Below are 14,409 nucleotides of genomic sequence, written 5' to 3'. Positions count from 1 at the left end.
CAAGCGTTGTGCAGCTTTACTGTGCTTGCCACTTCAACTTTAAACCTACCAAAGGAAAATCCTATGAATAACTTCGTTAACGTGATCCAAAAGCTCGAAGAACTCAGTGCGCGAGATAGCAATCAAACGCAAAATATTAACCAGTTAAACAGTGCTATCTATAAGGTACGCACAGATATGAAACACCATTTAGATACACAAAGCACAGACCTACATCGCATTGAAGATATTGCCAATGTGCTTGGTTATAAGGGACGAGTACAAGCTAAGTTGAGCAATTTTACGCCAGACACTGAAGACAACACTATCATGACACTGAGTAACCATTCAATTACAGACGTTGTTGTGGATGATCGTATTCTTATCCAAGAGGGAGAACAGCAAGGTATATACCAAGTTAAAGATCAAGCCGGTACGCTGGTGATCGAGCAAGGTGATCTGAAGCTTATCTCTGAAGATGCGGTTGTGGTTGTTAAGCGCTTTGATGGAGCAGGTATAGTTATTGAGCATATTATTTGCCAGCTATCGGGTGGCGTATGGAATGAACGTACGCTGTTGGCATAACGAATAACCCATGTTTACCACACTACGTGAACGACTAAAGCGCTACTTTATCACTGGGGCTAAACCCACTCAGGCGCAGTTTGCCGAGTTTTTAGATGCAGCGCTAATTCAAAGCGATGATGGCATTACCAAGCAGTCGTCTGCAGCGGGGCAAATACTCACTTTTTCACTGCCAGAACACCATCAAGCCAACACGGTTTTTCAACAAAGTGTGTGTATTCAAGGGGATTTAATTGTTGAGGGGCAGCTACTGGGTGCCCCTTCATCAAGTGCCACAACACCAACAAGCCAAGTTTATAGTGCACCGCCGAGCCAGAGCTCGGTTTATGCCAATACGCAATCAGCCAGCTTGCCTAATGGCAGTATTTTACTTTATTGCGGCGCACAAATACCCGACGGCTTTTTAGTCTGCGATGGCCTAAACGGCACACCTAACCTAGCGCCGTTGGTTGATAACCCCATTCAACCCATTCGTTACATTATTAAAATGCGTTAACAGCGCATATTTTTTACTTATTAGTGCTACACCCAAATTGCATTTTTAACAGAACTGCGAATGCCTCAATGCAACGAGATTCTGAAACAAGTTCAGAATGACGAAAGCACACAAATTTACTTTGCCACTACAAATAGACGCTATTTTGTCATCCTGACGAAGCTCAGAATCTATTAAGCGAATGGCATTCACCTTTGCCATCACTTTTCCAAGGAATCAAAATGTACCAGTCACTTAATCAAAAGCAGCAAGAACACGACACGCTCCCCGTGCAACGCCAAGCCATGAGCCGAGAAGCACGCTTAAAAGATAACGTAGGCAGCATGATGGGCGTCGATTTAAGCCACGTAAACGTGCATACCAACTCATCTAAGCCTGCGCAACTTAACGCCCACGCCTATGCTCAAGGCAGCGAAGTACACATCAGCCCAGGGCAAGACCGCCACCTAGGCCACGAGCTTGCTCACATTGGCCAGCAAATGCAAGGCCGCGTACAAGCCACTACCCAGTTTGCAGGGCAAGCGGTGAATGATGATCCAAAATTAGAACATGAAGCCGATGTGATAGGGGCAAGAGCAGAGAGTATGTAATTAAGTTAGAGCATCATGCCCAATTGACAAGCTTTGTTTTAAGTTAAGTATTATGAAGCAAGTGACTTGACCCCTTTTTTCTTTGAATTATTACGAGACTATTACCGTGTTTATCGGCCTAAGCATTATTTATTTGAAGGTGCTGAAGGCGGTAAATACTCAGCTACCAGCCTAAGAAAAATTTTTTATCGAGCATTACAGAGTTCAAAAATCCACAAAAAAGCATCGCTGCATACTTTGCGGCATTCATTCGCTACACACCTATTAGAAAGAGGTACCGACTTGAGATGTATCCAAGCATTGCTAGGGCATTCTAGCTCTAAAACGACCGAAATTTATACGCACATAACCACGAAAGGTTTTGAGGGGATAAGTTCACCGCTGGATGAGATTGACGGGTTGTGAATAGATGACCAAAAGAGCGGCGCTTTAACAGCCCATGCGGGTATTAAAGAGCCACCGCTAATGGGAAGTAGATGAAGTTTAAAAAATTGGACTTTTAACAGCCAAAATAGGTGTTAAAAGTCCAGAAATGATAATGAGATAGTCAGAATAAACGCCACATCCACACACGGTGTGGTGTATCTGGGGTTGTTATAGGCAATGAAGAAAGCCTATAACAACCACTGAAAACAAATTTAAAAGGTTTGAGATATGTATGCACAGGTAGAGAAATCAAAAGAGAATAAAAGTAGGGTGGTAGCAAATTCAGTTGCTCAGAAGAAAAGTGATGAGAAGCAAGGTTTTGGGTTTGTGGATAATCGACCTGAAGCTGTTGCGCAAAGAACATTGCAAAAGATGACAAATGGTTATCAGCTAGTTAAGCAAGCTACTCAACTTAAATATATAGACAACAATTATACATCAAAAAAGCAAGACCCCATCCAAAGAGCCGAAAAGGTTAAGGATAACCCCATACAATTGCGTATTCGAGAAGGCGGAGAACTCTATGATACAGGAGTAAATCCTCAAAAAAAATGGGGTTTTACTCCTAGAGAGGTGTCAACATATAATGTGATCAATGATGGTGCTTATCCTGAAATTACTTTTGCTTCTATTGATGAGATCAAAGTATTGGTCAGAGCCATATCACCTTTTTTAAGCTTCTTCACAACAGAATTGGGACAGCTGCCAAGTCCAATAAATGCTAATGCGGTTATTGCTACTTTAGTACAACAAAGTGAGACAAACCGCCAAGGACATTCTGTAGCAAGGCATGGTCCTCAAATGAAATTACCCCAGCTGAGGGATCGGTTGACGACTGGCTTTATAGGTGGTGCCTTTGCTCCTGCTGGAGCACAAGGGTTTGCTACTGGCTTTCTTTCTCATGAGGCTTTTCTTATTTCGCAAAAGTCATCAATAGAACATATTCAAACAGCCTACACTGCTACAGTCGCAGGATTACGACCTTTGATTACAGATTTAAAGAATAAGATACAGCAACTCGCGGGACTTACTGGAGCTGCTATAGGCGTTAAAAAACGCGAAATCACCAATGCCAATAGAGCCATTGCCAGATTTATAAATGATAATAATCTAAATGCTCCTGTTGGAGCAAGTATTAACATGTTACCAGTTTCGATCAATAGAGGTGTTTATAACAGCGTAGGAAGTCTTAACCATAATCAATCAAATGACATAGATGGATTGGTGGAATTTTTCGATAGGTACAAAATTGTGTTGGCTAATCCTGAACAAATTGGCAGAGGGCTGCGGGTAAATCCTGATGAACTGGCAAATCCAAGCGCAACAGTCGTTAATCCTGCTTTTCCACTTAATGGTGTTCCTGAACCAGTTTTTGAATCCCGTCAACTGCAATCAATGGGTGAGATTAAGAACTCTTCCACAACAGTAAACCCTCCAAACAGGCAATTTGTGTTTAATGCAAATATTGCGAACTGGGCAGCGCCACAACATTTTCCTGACAATGGGGCAGTTGGATGGCGAGCGTAATTTAATTATGATGATAAAGCCCATAACAAAACCTAAAAGCCATTGAAAACGTCTTTTAGCCTAATTGTTATAGGCAATGAAAGAAGGCCTATAACAATGGGTAAAGTCCAGTTTAAAAAGGTTTGAGATATGTATGAACAAGTAGAGAAGCCAAAAGAGAATAAAAATAGAGCGGTTGCTAATTCTGTTGCGCAAAAAAAAACTGACGTGAAGCAAGGTTTTGGGTTTGTGGATAATCGAGCTGACGCTATAGCGCAAAGAAAGCTGCAAGAAGTTACAAATTCTGATACTCAGCTAAAAAGTAATCTGAAGCAATCATATCAATTTTCGGATAAGCCACAAGTCCCTGTTACACCGAGACTATTGCATGGGGTAGCTATAACACACAAACCAATTCAAAGGCGTCCATTAAATGAGTTGGAATTGAAAGAAATTGATTCAATTAAGGATGAATTAAGCTCAAAAGAAGAAGAGTTTAATGCTTCAAGTAAAACCATTCGTGAAATATTAGATATTCTTCCTTCTGGATTGCCTACTAATATTAAATATTTTCAGAATAGGTGGGAATGGTTGGAGCCAATAGTTGATGAAAAAACTCGCCAATGTAAAGAGGTAATCCAGCTCGCAGAAGAGGAAAAAAATGGTGGATGGAATACTTCTAGGTTTAAACGTTTTAATGGAATATTCCGGTGGTTAATTGGTAGTGATGGGTTTCAGTTGGTTGAACAAACAAAGATCGGATTGAAAAGATTTGAGCCCACCATAAAACTAACAGCACGAATGAATAATTACGATAATGATAGGAAAATTGTATTAAAAGGAGGAAGGAAAAATAAAATAGATTCTGGTGTCGAAAAAATAGATAGAGAAATTACCACCGATGCTCTGAAAGATGATGAATCACGAATTGTTGATCTTCAGGGGTGGGTTGAAGTGAGTGATATAGGGTCCCCAGATGTTACTCAAGATGATAGGAAAAGGATGGAAGGTAAAGACGGGTGGCAGGAGTTTGCAGGTGGAGGGAAAGTTCCGGAAGGTGCTAATGATAAAACGAGTTTCAATAATATATATAAAAAAGAAGCTATTGTAATTCTTGAATTTTATCGGGCATCATGGAAGAACTTTTATGCTACGGATGCAATATTTTCACAGTGGTTGCGGTCATTAGGGAAGCACAATGGGACTGCTTTCGATCTACCAGATAAATTTCCAAGTGTTATCTACCAAAATCATATAGACAATCAACCTACAATACTTTCCATGGAATATGCTATGGGGGATGAGAGGAAAAAACAACTCACGAAGGGAGATGATGGATATGCAACAATACTCAAATCACCAAATGGGAAAGCAATGAAAAATCTTCTATCTAGTTATAATGAAATCAATAGTGCTCGAGGCTATGATTTATTTCAACTTCATACGATAACGGCTTATGGGGAAAAACCAAAACTGAGTTTGAAATTTGAATTTAGTAAATAGTAAAAGATATGTTGAAACGCAAAACTAGAATGATGCCAACGATGTCTGTTGTTCGTGGCCAAAGATCAATGATGTCGAAGCCCATAACAAAACCTAAAAGCCATTAAACTGCATATTCTCCCCAGCTTTGATCACCTAATGGCATTAACTTTGACCCCGAAGCAGACCCTCAAGCAATGTAACCCCAAATCTTCCAAAAACGAATGTTCAGACTTCATCCTACCCAAAAGGCCGTTAAATATGTATGCATATAAAGATGAGCGGGAGAGTGCAATCACTCATTCCGATTTCAATAAAAATACAAATTTCCAATTTATACCTAAACAGGGAAAAGCCCGTTCTGTGATACAAAGAGCGAGAAAACCCATAGGAGAGTTAGTTGGTTATGCTGAAAGCTCGAAAGATTGGGGCGTGTTCTTAATCAAAGCTGGGGATGGTCCTTATTTAGATTGGGAGCTTGATGATGTATGGAGAAAGTTCAAGCTTGGTGGAACACACTATGACGCCTTTTCTGCTTTTAAAAATATTTTAGGTTCCTATGTTGGCTTAGAGTCCTATGGCGGTGATGAAGTGGTGGAAATATTCAATGAATACATGGCAATGGGAGTGACCACAAAATCGGAGTTTATAGATTCATTTGTTGATTCAGGTTCGCATGATCATGGCTATGAAATGCACAGTGATCCTAATGAATTGGATGGGAGTCAAGTTGTGATACAGCAAAAACGAAACCCAGGTTTTTCTGGACCAAAGAACTATGGTAAGTACAAAAAAATGTTGTTTAAAAAGGACAAACCTGACGCTAGCATCGATTTTGATAGAGGGTTGGGAGAGTCGAGCGTCAAAAAGAATAACAAACCTAACTCTTTTGTGAACTTGGCATTAATGATGACTAATGGAAAGATTAATCAGACGATTTATGATCCTCATAAAAAGAAAACAGTTGCTTGCCCTCGTGCTGGACAAAAGTTCGATAAAGAAAATCGAGATCAACATTTTGCTATGGCTGATATGCTTTATTACATTAATCACGGCACAAAACCAAATCGAGTTGGGACTTGGACTTGGCATCATCTCCCAAATCAATATGATATGGTACTAGTTGACATGGAAGTGCATGCAAAGCATGGTCACAATGGTGGAGTTTATATTTGGTAATCAGAAGTAGACCCCATTGGTTGGCCATATCAACAACGTTCTTAAGTGATTGATCTAGTCATGCCACGTATCTTTGTTTACCGAAGTAAACTTCATCAGGTGTCAGTTCATTGAACCTTGATGATTACGCTTTTCATAAACGCGGATACATAGAGCAACATACTCTGCCTATCTTAGAGCGATTAAACATTGCACCTGAAAACTGGCTAAAACTCGCTACACAATTTACCAAAGTATTTAAAGGCGAAGTAGGGTGGCCCAATCAACTTAATGGCTACTACGCACATTTAGAAGTAAAGCGGCGGGCAAGCATCGTTCATTGTAAGCAGTTGTTCGGCTAAGCTATCCGATAACCTCAAGCAGAAAACCATTATTATGCTGACGAAGTAGGCGGAGTTGCGCCTGATACTTTGTAATTAAGCCTAAATAACTCTGATACAAGCAAAAAATAATGTGAAGAAGCGCTTTTGACGTACAAATGTCAAAGGCAAAAGTTTATGTATTTTGTTCACTTTATAATTTAAATATGGCTGTCTTGGTTTGTTTGCATTAACTTGGCAATACCACCTCTTGGTGCACTTTTATGTAGCTGTTGAAAAGTCACTTTTTAGCAAGCAAATTCAGTCCATTGCAGCCTCAGTTCTAAGATTTAAATCAAGTAAATTTAATTAATCAAATCGCGTAGGTTTTTTATTATGTATGCACAAGAGCAAAAAATCAGCAAAAATACCACAGATAGTCAATCTGGCTACTATAACCCAGATAAAAGTGTAAAAGGCCATACGTCTTTAGGTACCATCACTGAGAAAACTTGTTCGTCGGTAATACAACGAGTGATGGAAGGAGCAGAATGGGCAATGCCTATGGTTGACTCTAAAGGTAAGGCGATAGTTTTAAAAACAATTGAGTCAGGTGATACCTACAAAGGAAAAGCAGTCTCAAGTGGGCAAGACACAAATAAAGAAGGCTCAGTATATACCACTATGGTTCAGATGGGTGAACAAGGTGAGCAAGCTTATATCGGGCAAATATCGAGTTCCCAAAATGCCAAAGGCTTGGGTGTAATTGGCCTTAATGTAGCAGCTAGATGGGCCAAAGAAAAACCTAAATTGCAAGTTTCGCTCACCGCGACAGGCGAAGGGAATAATGGGGCATTTTATGAAAAGTTTGGCTTTCAAATTGGTGACTACAAAAACCGCGTAAATCTACTTAGAGAAATTGGCGGCAGAAAACAGCACCCAGATAGCTATACGCCCTCAACCTTCGCATTACAAGGTGAGTATCAAAAAAATAGAGCTGCAAATGAAGAGTCTGGTCACCCGCAACTTTCTAACGATTTGCAGCGATATGCCGGGGCATATATTACCAACACGGATGACCTTCTTGTTAGTACAGCTCGATATTTACATGAACTTGGGTGGATTTATCAAGGTGAAGATACGTAACTGAGTGATAGTGGTAATAGCACATGCAGGTTGCGATATTTTTGGATAACGATAATGAGTTACGGCTTTATTTAAGCACAACATTTACGTGCTTAATCGTGAGCTTTATAGTCAAAAAATATGGGTGAGGTATGTATCAGCAAAGGCTTAAACAAAGAGAACACACTAATAATTTTGCTATTCAAAGATTTGTACCACCAGAGCGAGCAGCAGAAGAAGTGATCCCTAAAGGAACTGTGATATATCATGGCACAACGGTTGAAACTGGGGTCGCATTTCAAAAAAAACCGGCTGTTATTGTGGATAAAAAGGGGTATCCAGATAGGTTTCACACAACAATAGATTACAGATCAGCCCTTGAGTGGGCTTCTCAGCAAGTGAAAGCTAAGGCGCTAGAAAACCAAGAAGAGGCGTCTGACTCTGATGAAAATATTGCATTTCCTGAACGTGTGTCTGTACTTGTGTTTGCTTTAAACGAGCAAGCAAGAGCGGTAAATTCTGCTAAAAAAGGCACAAAAACAGACTTAGATTGCGTTATATGGCCAGGTGTTGAATTTGGCTATGAATGGATGTGGACGCAAACAGGCGCCCAAAAGTTAGAGTTTAAGGAGTCTTATGAACACGCAATTACTATGGGGGCGGCTTATGATAAAAAAGAAGGAGAGGCATACCTTGAGCGCGTTCTAAAAAGCTAACTTTGTGAGTTCTGCCAAAAAGTTTGCGTTAAAGTTTTGGGGTGAATTAACCAGCTCTCCATTGTTGTTGAGGGGATTTTCAACCAGCGGAATAATAGCAAATGACAATACCTAACCTCTGAAGATTGACTGTGCAAAATTTAGTCTTATAGAACGCACTTACTTATAATAGCTCCACACAATCGGCTGTCGGGTATCACATATTTTATATCGCTAGTCAGCCGTGTAACTAAGCCACTTGATACCTCTTCTTTGGCATGAATACCGATAGTTGAAAAAGGGTATTCATAAAATTCGTATTTGATTTGTGTGATCACACAAATCAAAAGGTTGTTTTCCATACTTAAATTGTGTGTCAGACAAAACTGTTACCTATGGTGAATGGCCATACACCCTAAAATAAGATGGTAGAGGCTTACTTTTTGCGATCTCGATTGCGCGATTACCATTGTCAATGAATACAAAAGCAGTACACAGTGTGAGTAACACAGAGATTAACCCATAGGCCAGCGAGTTTAAATTTGGCATTGATTCTCTCCTATCTTTATTGGCTGAACTCACACTTCGTGCGCATTTTATGAACATGGTTGAACATGGTTGAACATGGTTGAATAGGGCGAGGGAGTCAGGTTTTGCTTTTTGTCTCTTTAGTACTTTACCATGCCATCAACTGCCCTCAATATCGCTTTAAATAATGCATTTGGCTCTACTTTAAGTTCACAAACTTAGTATTTTTTCGTTATCAGATGGTAACAATAAGTTACTGTTAAAATAGGAAATATATTATGAGCAATACGCTATGTGGCTGTGATACAGCAACTAATGAACAAGCAGTTTTTAACCCGAGTTTTCAACACTTAAAAGTTTTTATCAATGGCTACACCGTTGGTTCTGAAGATGAGTGCGGCGACGACACTTATGGTAAGTTAGAGCTGGCTATCAAAACGTGTGCAAGCGATGACCTTGTGAAAGTTGTCACGGTAAAACTGCAAGATGTGATTTGTACAGAAAACTTACCAACCATTCAGAGCTATCTTAAGCAAACTTTAGTCAATGACGCATTTGACCCAACTTATCAGTTGTCTACAGCTTTTGTAAATGGCGCTATGTATCAAACGGCCACCGACAAGCTAGCATTTAAAATTAGTGAACTTTATCAACTTGTACTCAAAAATTCTTAATTTTTAATGGAAACAAGGGAGCGCATAATGCTCCCTTATACACTTCACATAAACAGTCAATGCTGGAGCTTAATTCAGCGCCCCTACAGGTGTTAGCGCTGTTAACTTACTCGAAAATTTGTAGCCTTAGACTCCGCTCGTCATTTCATTAGACCTGACCCTTAAGAAGTAAGCTAAAATGATGTTTAAAATTAACGATAAGAAATATCAGAACCTCAGGGTTATGGCTAGTTTCTTGTCTTTTTAGTTCTTTTTCATCAAATCGGCCACTTGCACAAAGACGATTTGCTGAGTTTGTAGCAAATGGTAAAGGGGTAAATTTTTGGATAAATGTTACTAATCAAGTGTTTTTAGGCAGTGATGCACTTGTGCAGTTTTATTTATCTACAATGGATGATTTGAGTATGAGTTTGACTGAAATACCAAAAACGCCTACAAGCTTTGACTTTGCAGTAGTATGAGCAAAGCTGCAGAGACTGAAATAAAGTAATACAGTTGGTCTACGCATCTGGCTGATTCAGTCAAAAAGAGTTGAGGGAGTACTTTACCTGCATTATTCACGTATTCGCCGAATAATAGCAAAGAAAAGAACTGACCTGTTGACTGCGTTTAATTTAGCGCATGGTGGGCAAAACAAAACTGAAGAGAGCAAGTCCCTAAACCAGTCGCTATTTTTGATCCACGAATAAGTTTTTCGACTAAGTTCGTAACTATACTAAAAGTTGTTAAAGCTAAAAGCTTTTGAGATAGGCCAAGTAAACTATAAGCTTAGCTTGGCACTCGCTATTTTATGCTATTAGCATAAATACTTGCCACATCTGGCTGGTGGACGGAATATTAGTGTGACAGTTCTCGATGTTTCAGTAGTATAACCATCGTTATCTGTCACGCGACCTCTTACAGTAAAAGTATCACCCTGATTACCATATAAAGTTGCGGTATTACTGCTTTTTCGTACTCCATCTACCCAAAGTTCATATTTGGTGATGCTACCATCTTGATCGCTGCCCCTGAGTGTAACACTGGCTGAAGTGTCACCTTCAAAACGATAAAGAGACAAAGAAGCATTTGGAGTGTAATCACATACTTCAGATGTGACAGGTTCTTGCCTTTGTTGATTTAATGTTGCCGAACAACTGAGTCGTTTTCCATTTGAAATTTCGGAAAGGTGAACTTGACTAAATATCGAGCTGTGTATGTATTCTTGTAACCATGTACCTTGTGTATAGCAGCTTGCTGAACCAAAATATACAGTCTGATAAGTTGTTTGTGTTCTACAGTTAACGGGATCGCCACCTGCATTTGCATTGAATGCGGATATAGCTAACAGCGCTAATGATCCAAACCCTAGTAGTCTACTTTTCATAACGTTTCCTTGTGTAGAGTGAGATATTTATTTTTAAGTACTACATTACTAATAGTATGCCTTTTTAGGTACGTGTCAATGAGTGGTTAATTTTTTGCGTTAACTGTTATGAGATTAGGCTCCATGTTGTTGGGCCAGACCCTGTTTTGTCTGTTTAGTTCTTTTTCGTTGTATAAACTACATGTATTATCCAACCCATCAATATGTTTAGAGAACAATGACAAGACCAATAAGATCAGAGTTTGTGGGGGCTATAGTATGCTACGTCAAAAATTTAGACTTGAACCTAAAACTATAACCTTAAAACTCTAACCTTAAAACTACGAGTTGAACAAATATTAAACTTCTATAGAATGATCAAAAAGACATTTAAGGATGAATGATGAAGTTTATTTTGATTGTGCTAACTATTACGTTCACTTTTTCAACCCCATTTATAGTTAATGCCTCATCAGTAGAAAACAGGATTAAACAATTTGCTGCTTCTGAATATCCCAATGATCGTGAAATGCAAACTTATGTTTATAATGAGCAAGTAAGGGCCTATAACTATTTAATTAATGTAACTGATCAAGGTGTTAAGGCATTTTCTAGGCGTGAATACCCGAATGACTTTGCAATGCAAAAGCATATTTACGATGAGCAACTTGCCGCTAAGCACTACATGAAATCAGTAAGTGATTATGAAGTGAAGAGGCTCGCACAATCTGAGTATTTACATGATTTTTCAATGCAAAAATACTACTATGACGAACAACTTGCAGCCAAAAACTATATGTTAAATGTTACTAATAAAGTGATAAAGCGCAAGGCTATCAATGAGTATCCTAATGATTATGCGATGCAAAAGTACAGTTACGATAATGCTGTTTATTAAATATAGTTAAACTTCTTTTGTGTGGCAGATTCTCTTAGAGGGCACCTATAAGTTGAATGGATTGTTGTTTTTAAAATACTTTATTTGTCAATTTTATCTATACGCTCTTCAAAACTTGGGTGTGTACTTAACCAGCTGAACTCACTGTTATGCTCTTTTTCTAGTTTCGTTAAGACGGATTTAATTGCTTGGTCGCTGCCGTATAGCGCATTGAGTTTAGTTAAAGCATATTTATCTGCTTCAAGTTCTGCTTGTCTTGAATAGCTGTTGTGTATACCTACCACAGTGCCTTGTAGTGCGATATTTGAGACGGCAGAAATGTCTCCGAGCAAAAAAGATAAACTCACGTACACAATCGATGAACTCACAAGCGATTCCATCACATGGTTGTGTTCAACATGGCCAATTTCATGCAGCAACACGGCGCTTAGTTCTTGCTGATCAGTAGTGAGATTAACCATCGCGTCGGTTATCACAACGGTGCCATTGGCTAGTGCCATGGCATTTGCTTGGTCATTCCAATTGCGAAATTTTAACTTAAACTCACGTTCACTATCTGCTTTATCTTTGACTAACTTATCAAATAGTAGTTGGAGTTCTTGCTGTTTTGCCTCGCTTAGCTTGGTACTCTTAAGCTCTGAATCATCTAATGTGGTCAGGCTATTTTCATCTATTGCTTGATAAATCGATTTGGGAATGGCTGCGGCGATTTTCTCAGCCAGATAAGGAATTGATTGGGTGTAAAATTGGTAGCCTGCAAATACGACTACAATCAGCGCACTGACTATTATCCAAAGCCACTGTTTTTGCTGCTGTGCGTTAATTCTAGTCTCTAGGCTTGAGTTCATGAATAACGTCTTCCATTACTTTAATATTATGTTTCCTAACTATTTTCTGGCTTCTAAATAGCTGTGGTAGTTCAATTAAAAAAACCAATACTATGAGAACCCAGCCACCAATAGCAAAGGTCGCTAAGCCTATCAGCATGAGTATCAAATTTATAAAACCACGAAGCATTTTTCCGAGGTAGAAGTGGTGTAATCCTGCGGCAAAAAAGTAATTTAACACAGCATACGTATCTGGGTCTTTGACAAGCTTTTGTTCAAGCTGGTAATAGCGTTTGCGAGCGTCTTTTGATAATGACGAAACGTCGTCACGTAGCGCCTCTTCTCTGGCTCTTAAACTTGTATCATCCATTATTATTTGTCCTAAGGTAGAGGGTCAGACTTTACATCAATACAGTCAGGGTCATTGCAACGGCGAATGCGCTTAAACCCCCACCATAAGCCCTTACATAAGCCATATTTACTAATGGCTTGATGCGTATACTCCGAACATGACGGGGTAAAGTTACAAGATAAATTAAAATGTGCTTTTGCTCCGCCATTGGCTTGATATGTGCGAATGGCAGAGAGGGTAAAACGTTTAAGCACGTTTTCTACCGAGTGTTAATATAACGGCTTCGCGGCTCCAAAATAGCAAAAAGCGCTTATTTTCTATTACTTGGAATACAAGTTGCCAACCATCTTGGGCTTCATGGTTAAGGGTTGCTTCTAGCTTTTTGAGTGGCAGGCCGCTTGAACCCAGTAGTAACGTACCACATCCACCTTCAACTACATGAATTACTTTATATTCGTCGTACTGAGTCATAGAACTTCCTTGAATTACTTTATTATTAACGATTTAACTTACCATCCTATATTTACAATGAAAATAAAACAACGGTGAATAGCTAATTTAAATAAGGAAGTAAGTTGATCGAGATTACTTTAGCTTTTTTGCATAAAAACTGACAGGTTATGGGTAATATAGCGCTCGATGTGGTTTTGATAGCAGATGCTTAGAAGCTATCTATAACCAGCTTAAATCGAGTCTTAAAATCCTATTTATTCAAAATACTGGTATGCTGCTACTGACATTCAGAGTTTGTTAAAGGAATAGGCCATGAAATTACCACTAACGCGTGATGCACATTATTACTCACAATTTATGTCGCCATCGCAAAGTAAGGCTTTGTTTGAGTTTCTGATGGACAATTATGATCTATCAGAGCCTGAGGTGATAGACTTTCCCGATGGATCACAAAAGCAAATATTGCCATGGCGAATGATTTTTTTAGACACGCAATTGGCCGAATCTGGGGGCTTTGCATTGCATCATGGCAGACAAGCAACCAGTTTTGAATTGCTTGAGCAGTTGCGTCAGGAAATTGTTAAGCTCACGGGTTGCGAGTTAGCCGTGGCGGTGTGCCTGTACTACCCAGATGGGGAAGAAAGTTTAGGCTTTCACAGTGACTTACCCGCTTTTGGCTCCACTGATGTAATTGCTTCAATCAGTTTGGGGGCGCAGCGCGAGTTTTTAATTCGCTCGCAAACTAATCATGATGAACAGCATCACGTTACTTTAGAAAGTGGTTCTTTATTGGTTATGGGTAAAGGCTTTCAAGATATTTATGAGCATGCGCTTGCAAAAGGTGATAGCACGACAGGGCCTCGGTTTAATATCTCTTTTAGACGTTTTGGTAATAGCAAAATATAAGCGGCTTAATTCATCGTTATAGTAAGCCGCTTGATAAGGAATTGTTATAATTGAATAAAATTAG

Annotated in this window: 19 protein-coding genes; 13 read left to right on the top strand and 6 right to left on the bottom strand. The window is 39.3% G+C overall.

Going from position 1 to position 14,409, the window contains the following annotated elements:
* The first annotated feature begins 63 nt into the window (after positions 1–63).
* The 10 genes from OCI93_RS08170 to OCI93_RS08125 all read left to right on the top strand — a co-directional run bounded on the left by OCI93_RS08170 (position 64) and on the right by OCI93_RS08125 (position 8,383).
* Positions 64–564, top strand: coding sequence for a hypothetical protein (locus OCI93_RS08170; RefSeq protein WP_261592095.1), 501 nt, complete (start codon positions 64–66; stop codon positions 562–564).
* Positions 565–574: 10 nt separating this feature from the next.
* Positions 575–1,060: a hypothetical protein gene (locus OCI93_RS08165; protein ID WP_261592096.1), complete on the top strand. Its 486-nt coding sequence runs from the start codon at positions 575–577 to the stop codon at positions 1,058–1,060.
* Between the two features lie 221 nt (positions 1,061–1,281).
* Positions 1,282–1,650 (top strand): eCIS core domain-containing protein, encoded by a 369-nt coding sequence (locus OCI93_RS08160; protein ID WP_261592097.1) that lies wholly within the window; start codon positions 1,282–1,284, stop codon positions 1,648–1,650.
* A 66-nt stretch (positions 1,651–1,716) separates the two neighbouring features.
* Positions 1,717–2,055 carry a tyrosine-type recombinase/integrase gene (locus OCI93_RS08155; RefSeq protein WP_261592098.1) on the top strand — a complete coding sequence of 113 codons (339 nt, stop codon included), beginning with the start codon at positions 1,717–1,719 and terminating at the stop codon, positions 2,053–2,055.
* 249 nt (positions 2,056–2,304) lie between these two features.
* Positions 2,305–3,603, top strand: a complete 1,299-nt coding sequence (locus OCI93_RS08150; protein ID WP_261592099.1) for a hypothetical protein — start codon at positions 2,305–2,307, stop codon at positions 3,601–3,603.
* Positions 3,604–3,732: 129 nt separating this feature from the next.
* Positions 3,733–5,085, top strand: coding sequence for a hypothetical protein (locus OCI93_RS08145; protein ID WP_261592100.1), 1,353 nt, complete (start codon positions 3,733–3,735; stop codon positions 5,083–5,085).
* Positions 5,086–5,325: 240 nt separating this feature from the next.
* A complete protein-coding gene (locus tag OCI93_RS08140) occupies positions 5,326–6,243 on the top strand; it encodes an HNH endonuclease (protein ID WP_261592101.1) in 918 nt (305 codons plus the stop codon).
* A 110-nt stretch (positions 6,244–6,353) separates the two neighbouring features.
* Positions 6,354–6,584, top strand: coding sequence for a hypothetical protein (locus OCI93_RS08135; protein ID WP_261592102.1), 231 nt, complete (start codon positions 6,354–6,356; stop codon positions 6,582–6,584).
* 354 nt (positions 6,585–6,938) lie between these two features.
* Positions 6,939–7,688 (top strand): N-acetyltransferase, encoded by a 750-nt coding sequence (locus OCI93_RS08130; protein ID WP_261626183.1) that lies wholly within the window; start codon positions 6,939–6,941, stop codon positions 7,686–7,688.
* Positions 7,689–7,819: 131 nt separating this feature from the next.
* Positions 7,820–8,383, top strand: a complete 564-nt coding sequence (locus OCI93_RS08125; protein ID WP_261592104.1) for a hypothetical protein — start codon at positions 7,820–7,822, stop codon at positions 8,381–8,383.
* A 372-nt stretch (positions 8,384–8,755) separates the two neighbouring features.
* On the opposite strand, the gene OCI93_RS08120 is transcribed toward OCI93_RS08125, so the two are convergent.
* Entirely contained in the window at positions 8,756–8,911 is a 156-nt protein-coding gene (locus tag OCI93_RS08120; protein ID WP_261592106.1) for a hypothetical protein, read from the bottom strand.
* Positions 8,912–9,168: 257 nt separating this feature from the next.
* Here OCI93_RS08120 and OCI93_RS08115 point away from each other — a divergent pair, with 257 nt between their 5' ends.
* On the top strand, positions 9,169–9,564 hold the full coding sequence (locus OCI93_RS08115) for a hypothetical protein (RefSeq protein ID WP_261592107.1): 396 nt from the start codon (positions 9,169–9,171) through the stop codon (positions 9,562–9,564).
* Positions 9,565–10,360: 796 nt separating this feature from the next.
* Here OCI93_RS08115 and OCI93_RS08110 read toward each other — a convergent pair.
* Positions 10,361–10,930: a hypothetical protein gene (locus OCI93_RS08110; RefSeq protein WP_261592108.1), complete on the bottom strand. Its 570-nt coding sequence runs from the start codon at positions 10,928–10,930 to the stop codon at positions 10,361–10,363.
* 379 nt (positions 10,931–11,309) lie between these two features.
* Here OCI93_RS08110 and OCI93_RS08105 point away from each other — a divergent pair, with 379 nt between their 5' ends.
* Positions 11,310–11,807 (top strand): hypothetical protein, encoded by a 498-nt coding sequence (locus OCI93_RS08105; protein ID WP_261626182.1) that lies wholly within the window; start codon positions 11,310–11,312, stop codon positions 11,805–11,807.
* Positions 11,808–11,887: 80 nt separating this feature from the next.
* On the opposite strand, the gene OCI93_RS08100 is transcribed toward OCI93_RS08105, so the two are convergent.
* From OCI93_RS08100 to OCI93_RS08085, 4 genes are read right to left on the bottom strand one after another with little or no spacing between them, the layout of a single operon-like run.
* On the bottom strand, positions 11,888–12,655 hold the full coding sequence (locus OCI93_RS08100) for a M48 family metallopeptidase (protein WP_261592110.1): 768 nt from the start codon (positions 12,653–12,655) through the stop codon (positions 11,888–11,890).
* A complete protein-coding gene (locus OCI93_RS08095; RefSeq protein WP_261592111.1) occupies positions 12,633–13,004 on the bottom strand; it encodes a TM2 domain-containing protein in 372 nt (123 codons plus the stop codon). The genes OCI93_RS08100 and OCI93_RS08095 overlap by 23 nt, the downstream gene beginning before the upstream one ends.
* Before the next feature lie 11 nt (positions 13,005–13,015).
* The gene (gene yidD / locus OCI93_RS08090; protein WP_261626181.1) at positions 13,016–13,240 is read right to left on the bottom strand and encodes a membrane protein insertion efficiency factor YidD; all 225 of its coding nucleotides are present in this window, start codon (positions 13,238–13,240) and stop codon (positions 13,016–13,018) included.
* Complete coding sequence (locus OCI93_RS08085) at positions 13,233–13,457, bottom strand: DUF4177 domain-containing protein (protein WP_261592113.1); 225 nt, start codon at positions 13,455–13,457, stop codon at positions 13,233–13,235. The genes yidD and OCI93_RS08085 overlap by 8 nt, the downstream gene beginning before the upstream one ends.
* 294 nt (positions 13,458–13,751) lie before the next feature.
* Here OCI93_RS08085 and OCI93_RS08080 point away from each other — a divergent pair, with 294 nt between their 5' ends.
* Positions 13,752–14,345 carry an alpha-ketoglutarate-dependent dioxygenase AlkB gene (locus OCI93_RS08080; protein WP_261592114.1) on the top strand — a complete coding sequence of 198 codons (594 nt, stop codon included), beginning with the start codon at positions 13,752–13,754 and terminating at the stop codon, positions 14,343–14,345.
* Positions 14,346–14,409 lie beyond the last annotated feature (64 nt).

The organism is Pseudoalteromonas holothuriae, assembly GCF_945859825.1.
GTDB classification, from domain to species: domain Bacteria; phylum Pseudomonadota; class Gammaproteobacteria; order Enterobacterales; family Alteromonadaceae; genus Pseudoalteromonas; species Pseudoalteromonas holothuriae.
This window is presented reverse-complemented; position numbering and strand designations above follow the sequence as displayed.

Bases quoted from the DNA above. Each gene is read 5' to 3' on its own strand.
- OCI93_RS08170 (WP_261592095.1), top strand. From the start codon at position 64: ATGAATAACTTCGTTAACGTGATCCAAAAGCTCGAAGAACTCAGTGCG.
- OCI93_RS08165 (WP_261592096.1), top strand. From the start codon at position 575: ATGTTTACCACACTACGTGAACGACTAAAGCGCTACTTTATCACTGGG.
- OCI93_RS08160 (WP_261592097.1), top strand. From the start codon at position 1,282: ATGTACCAGTCACTTAATCAAAAGCAGCAAGAACACGACACGCTCCCC.
- OCI93_RS08150 (WP_261592099.1), top strand. From the start codon at position 2,305: ATGTATGCACAGGTAGAGAAATCAAAAGAGAATAAAAGTAGGGTGGTA.
- OCI93_RS08145 (WP_261592100.1), top strand. From the start codon at position 3,733: ATGTATGAACAAGTAGAGAAGCCAAAAGAGAATAAAAATAGAGCGGTT.
- OCI93_RS08140 (WP_261592101.1), top strand. From the start codon at position 5,326: ATGTATGCATATAAAGATGAGCGGGAGAGTGCAATCACTCATTCCGAT.
- OCI93_RS08130 (WP_261626183.1), top strand. From the start codon at position 6,939: ATGTATGCACAAGAGCAAAAAATCAGCAAAAATACCACAGATAGTCAA.
- OCI93_RS08125 (WP_261592104.1), top strand. From the start codon at position 7,820: ATGTATCAGCAAAGGCTTAAACAAAGAGAACACACTAATAATTTTGCT.
- OCI93_RS08120 (WP_261592106.1), bottom strand. From the start codon at position 8,911: ATGCCAAATTTAAACTCGCTGGCCTATGGGTTAATCTCTGTGTTACTC.
- OCI93_RS08115 (WP_261592107.1), top strand. From the start codon at position 9,169: ATGAGCAATACGCTATGTGGCTGTGATACAGCAACTAATGAACAAGCA.
- OCI93_RS08110 (WP_261592108.1), bottom strand. From the start codon at position 10,930: ATGAAAAGTAGACTACTAGGGTTTGGATCATTAGCGCTGTTAGCTATA.
- OCI93_RS08105 (WP_261626182.1), top strand. From the start codon at position 11,310: ATGATGAAGTTTATTTTGATTGTGCTAACTATTACGTTCACTTTTTCA.
- OCI93_RS08100 (WP_261592110.1), bottom strand. From the start codon at position 12,655: ATGAACTCAAGCCTAGAGACTAGAATTAACGCACAGCAGCAAAAACAG.
- OCI93_RS08095 (WP_261592111.1), bottom strand. From the start codon at position 13,004: ATGGATGATACAAGTTTAAGAGCCAGAGAAGAGGCGCTACGTGACGAC.
- OCI93_RS08085 (WP_261592113.1), bottom strand. From the start codon at position 13,457: ATGACTCAGTACGACGAATATAAAGTAATTCATGTAGTTGAAGGTGGA.
- OCI93_RS08080 (WP_261592114.1), top strand. From the start codon at position 13,752: ATGAAATTACCACTAACGCGTGATGCACATTATTACTCACAATTTATG.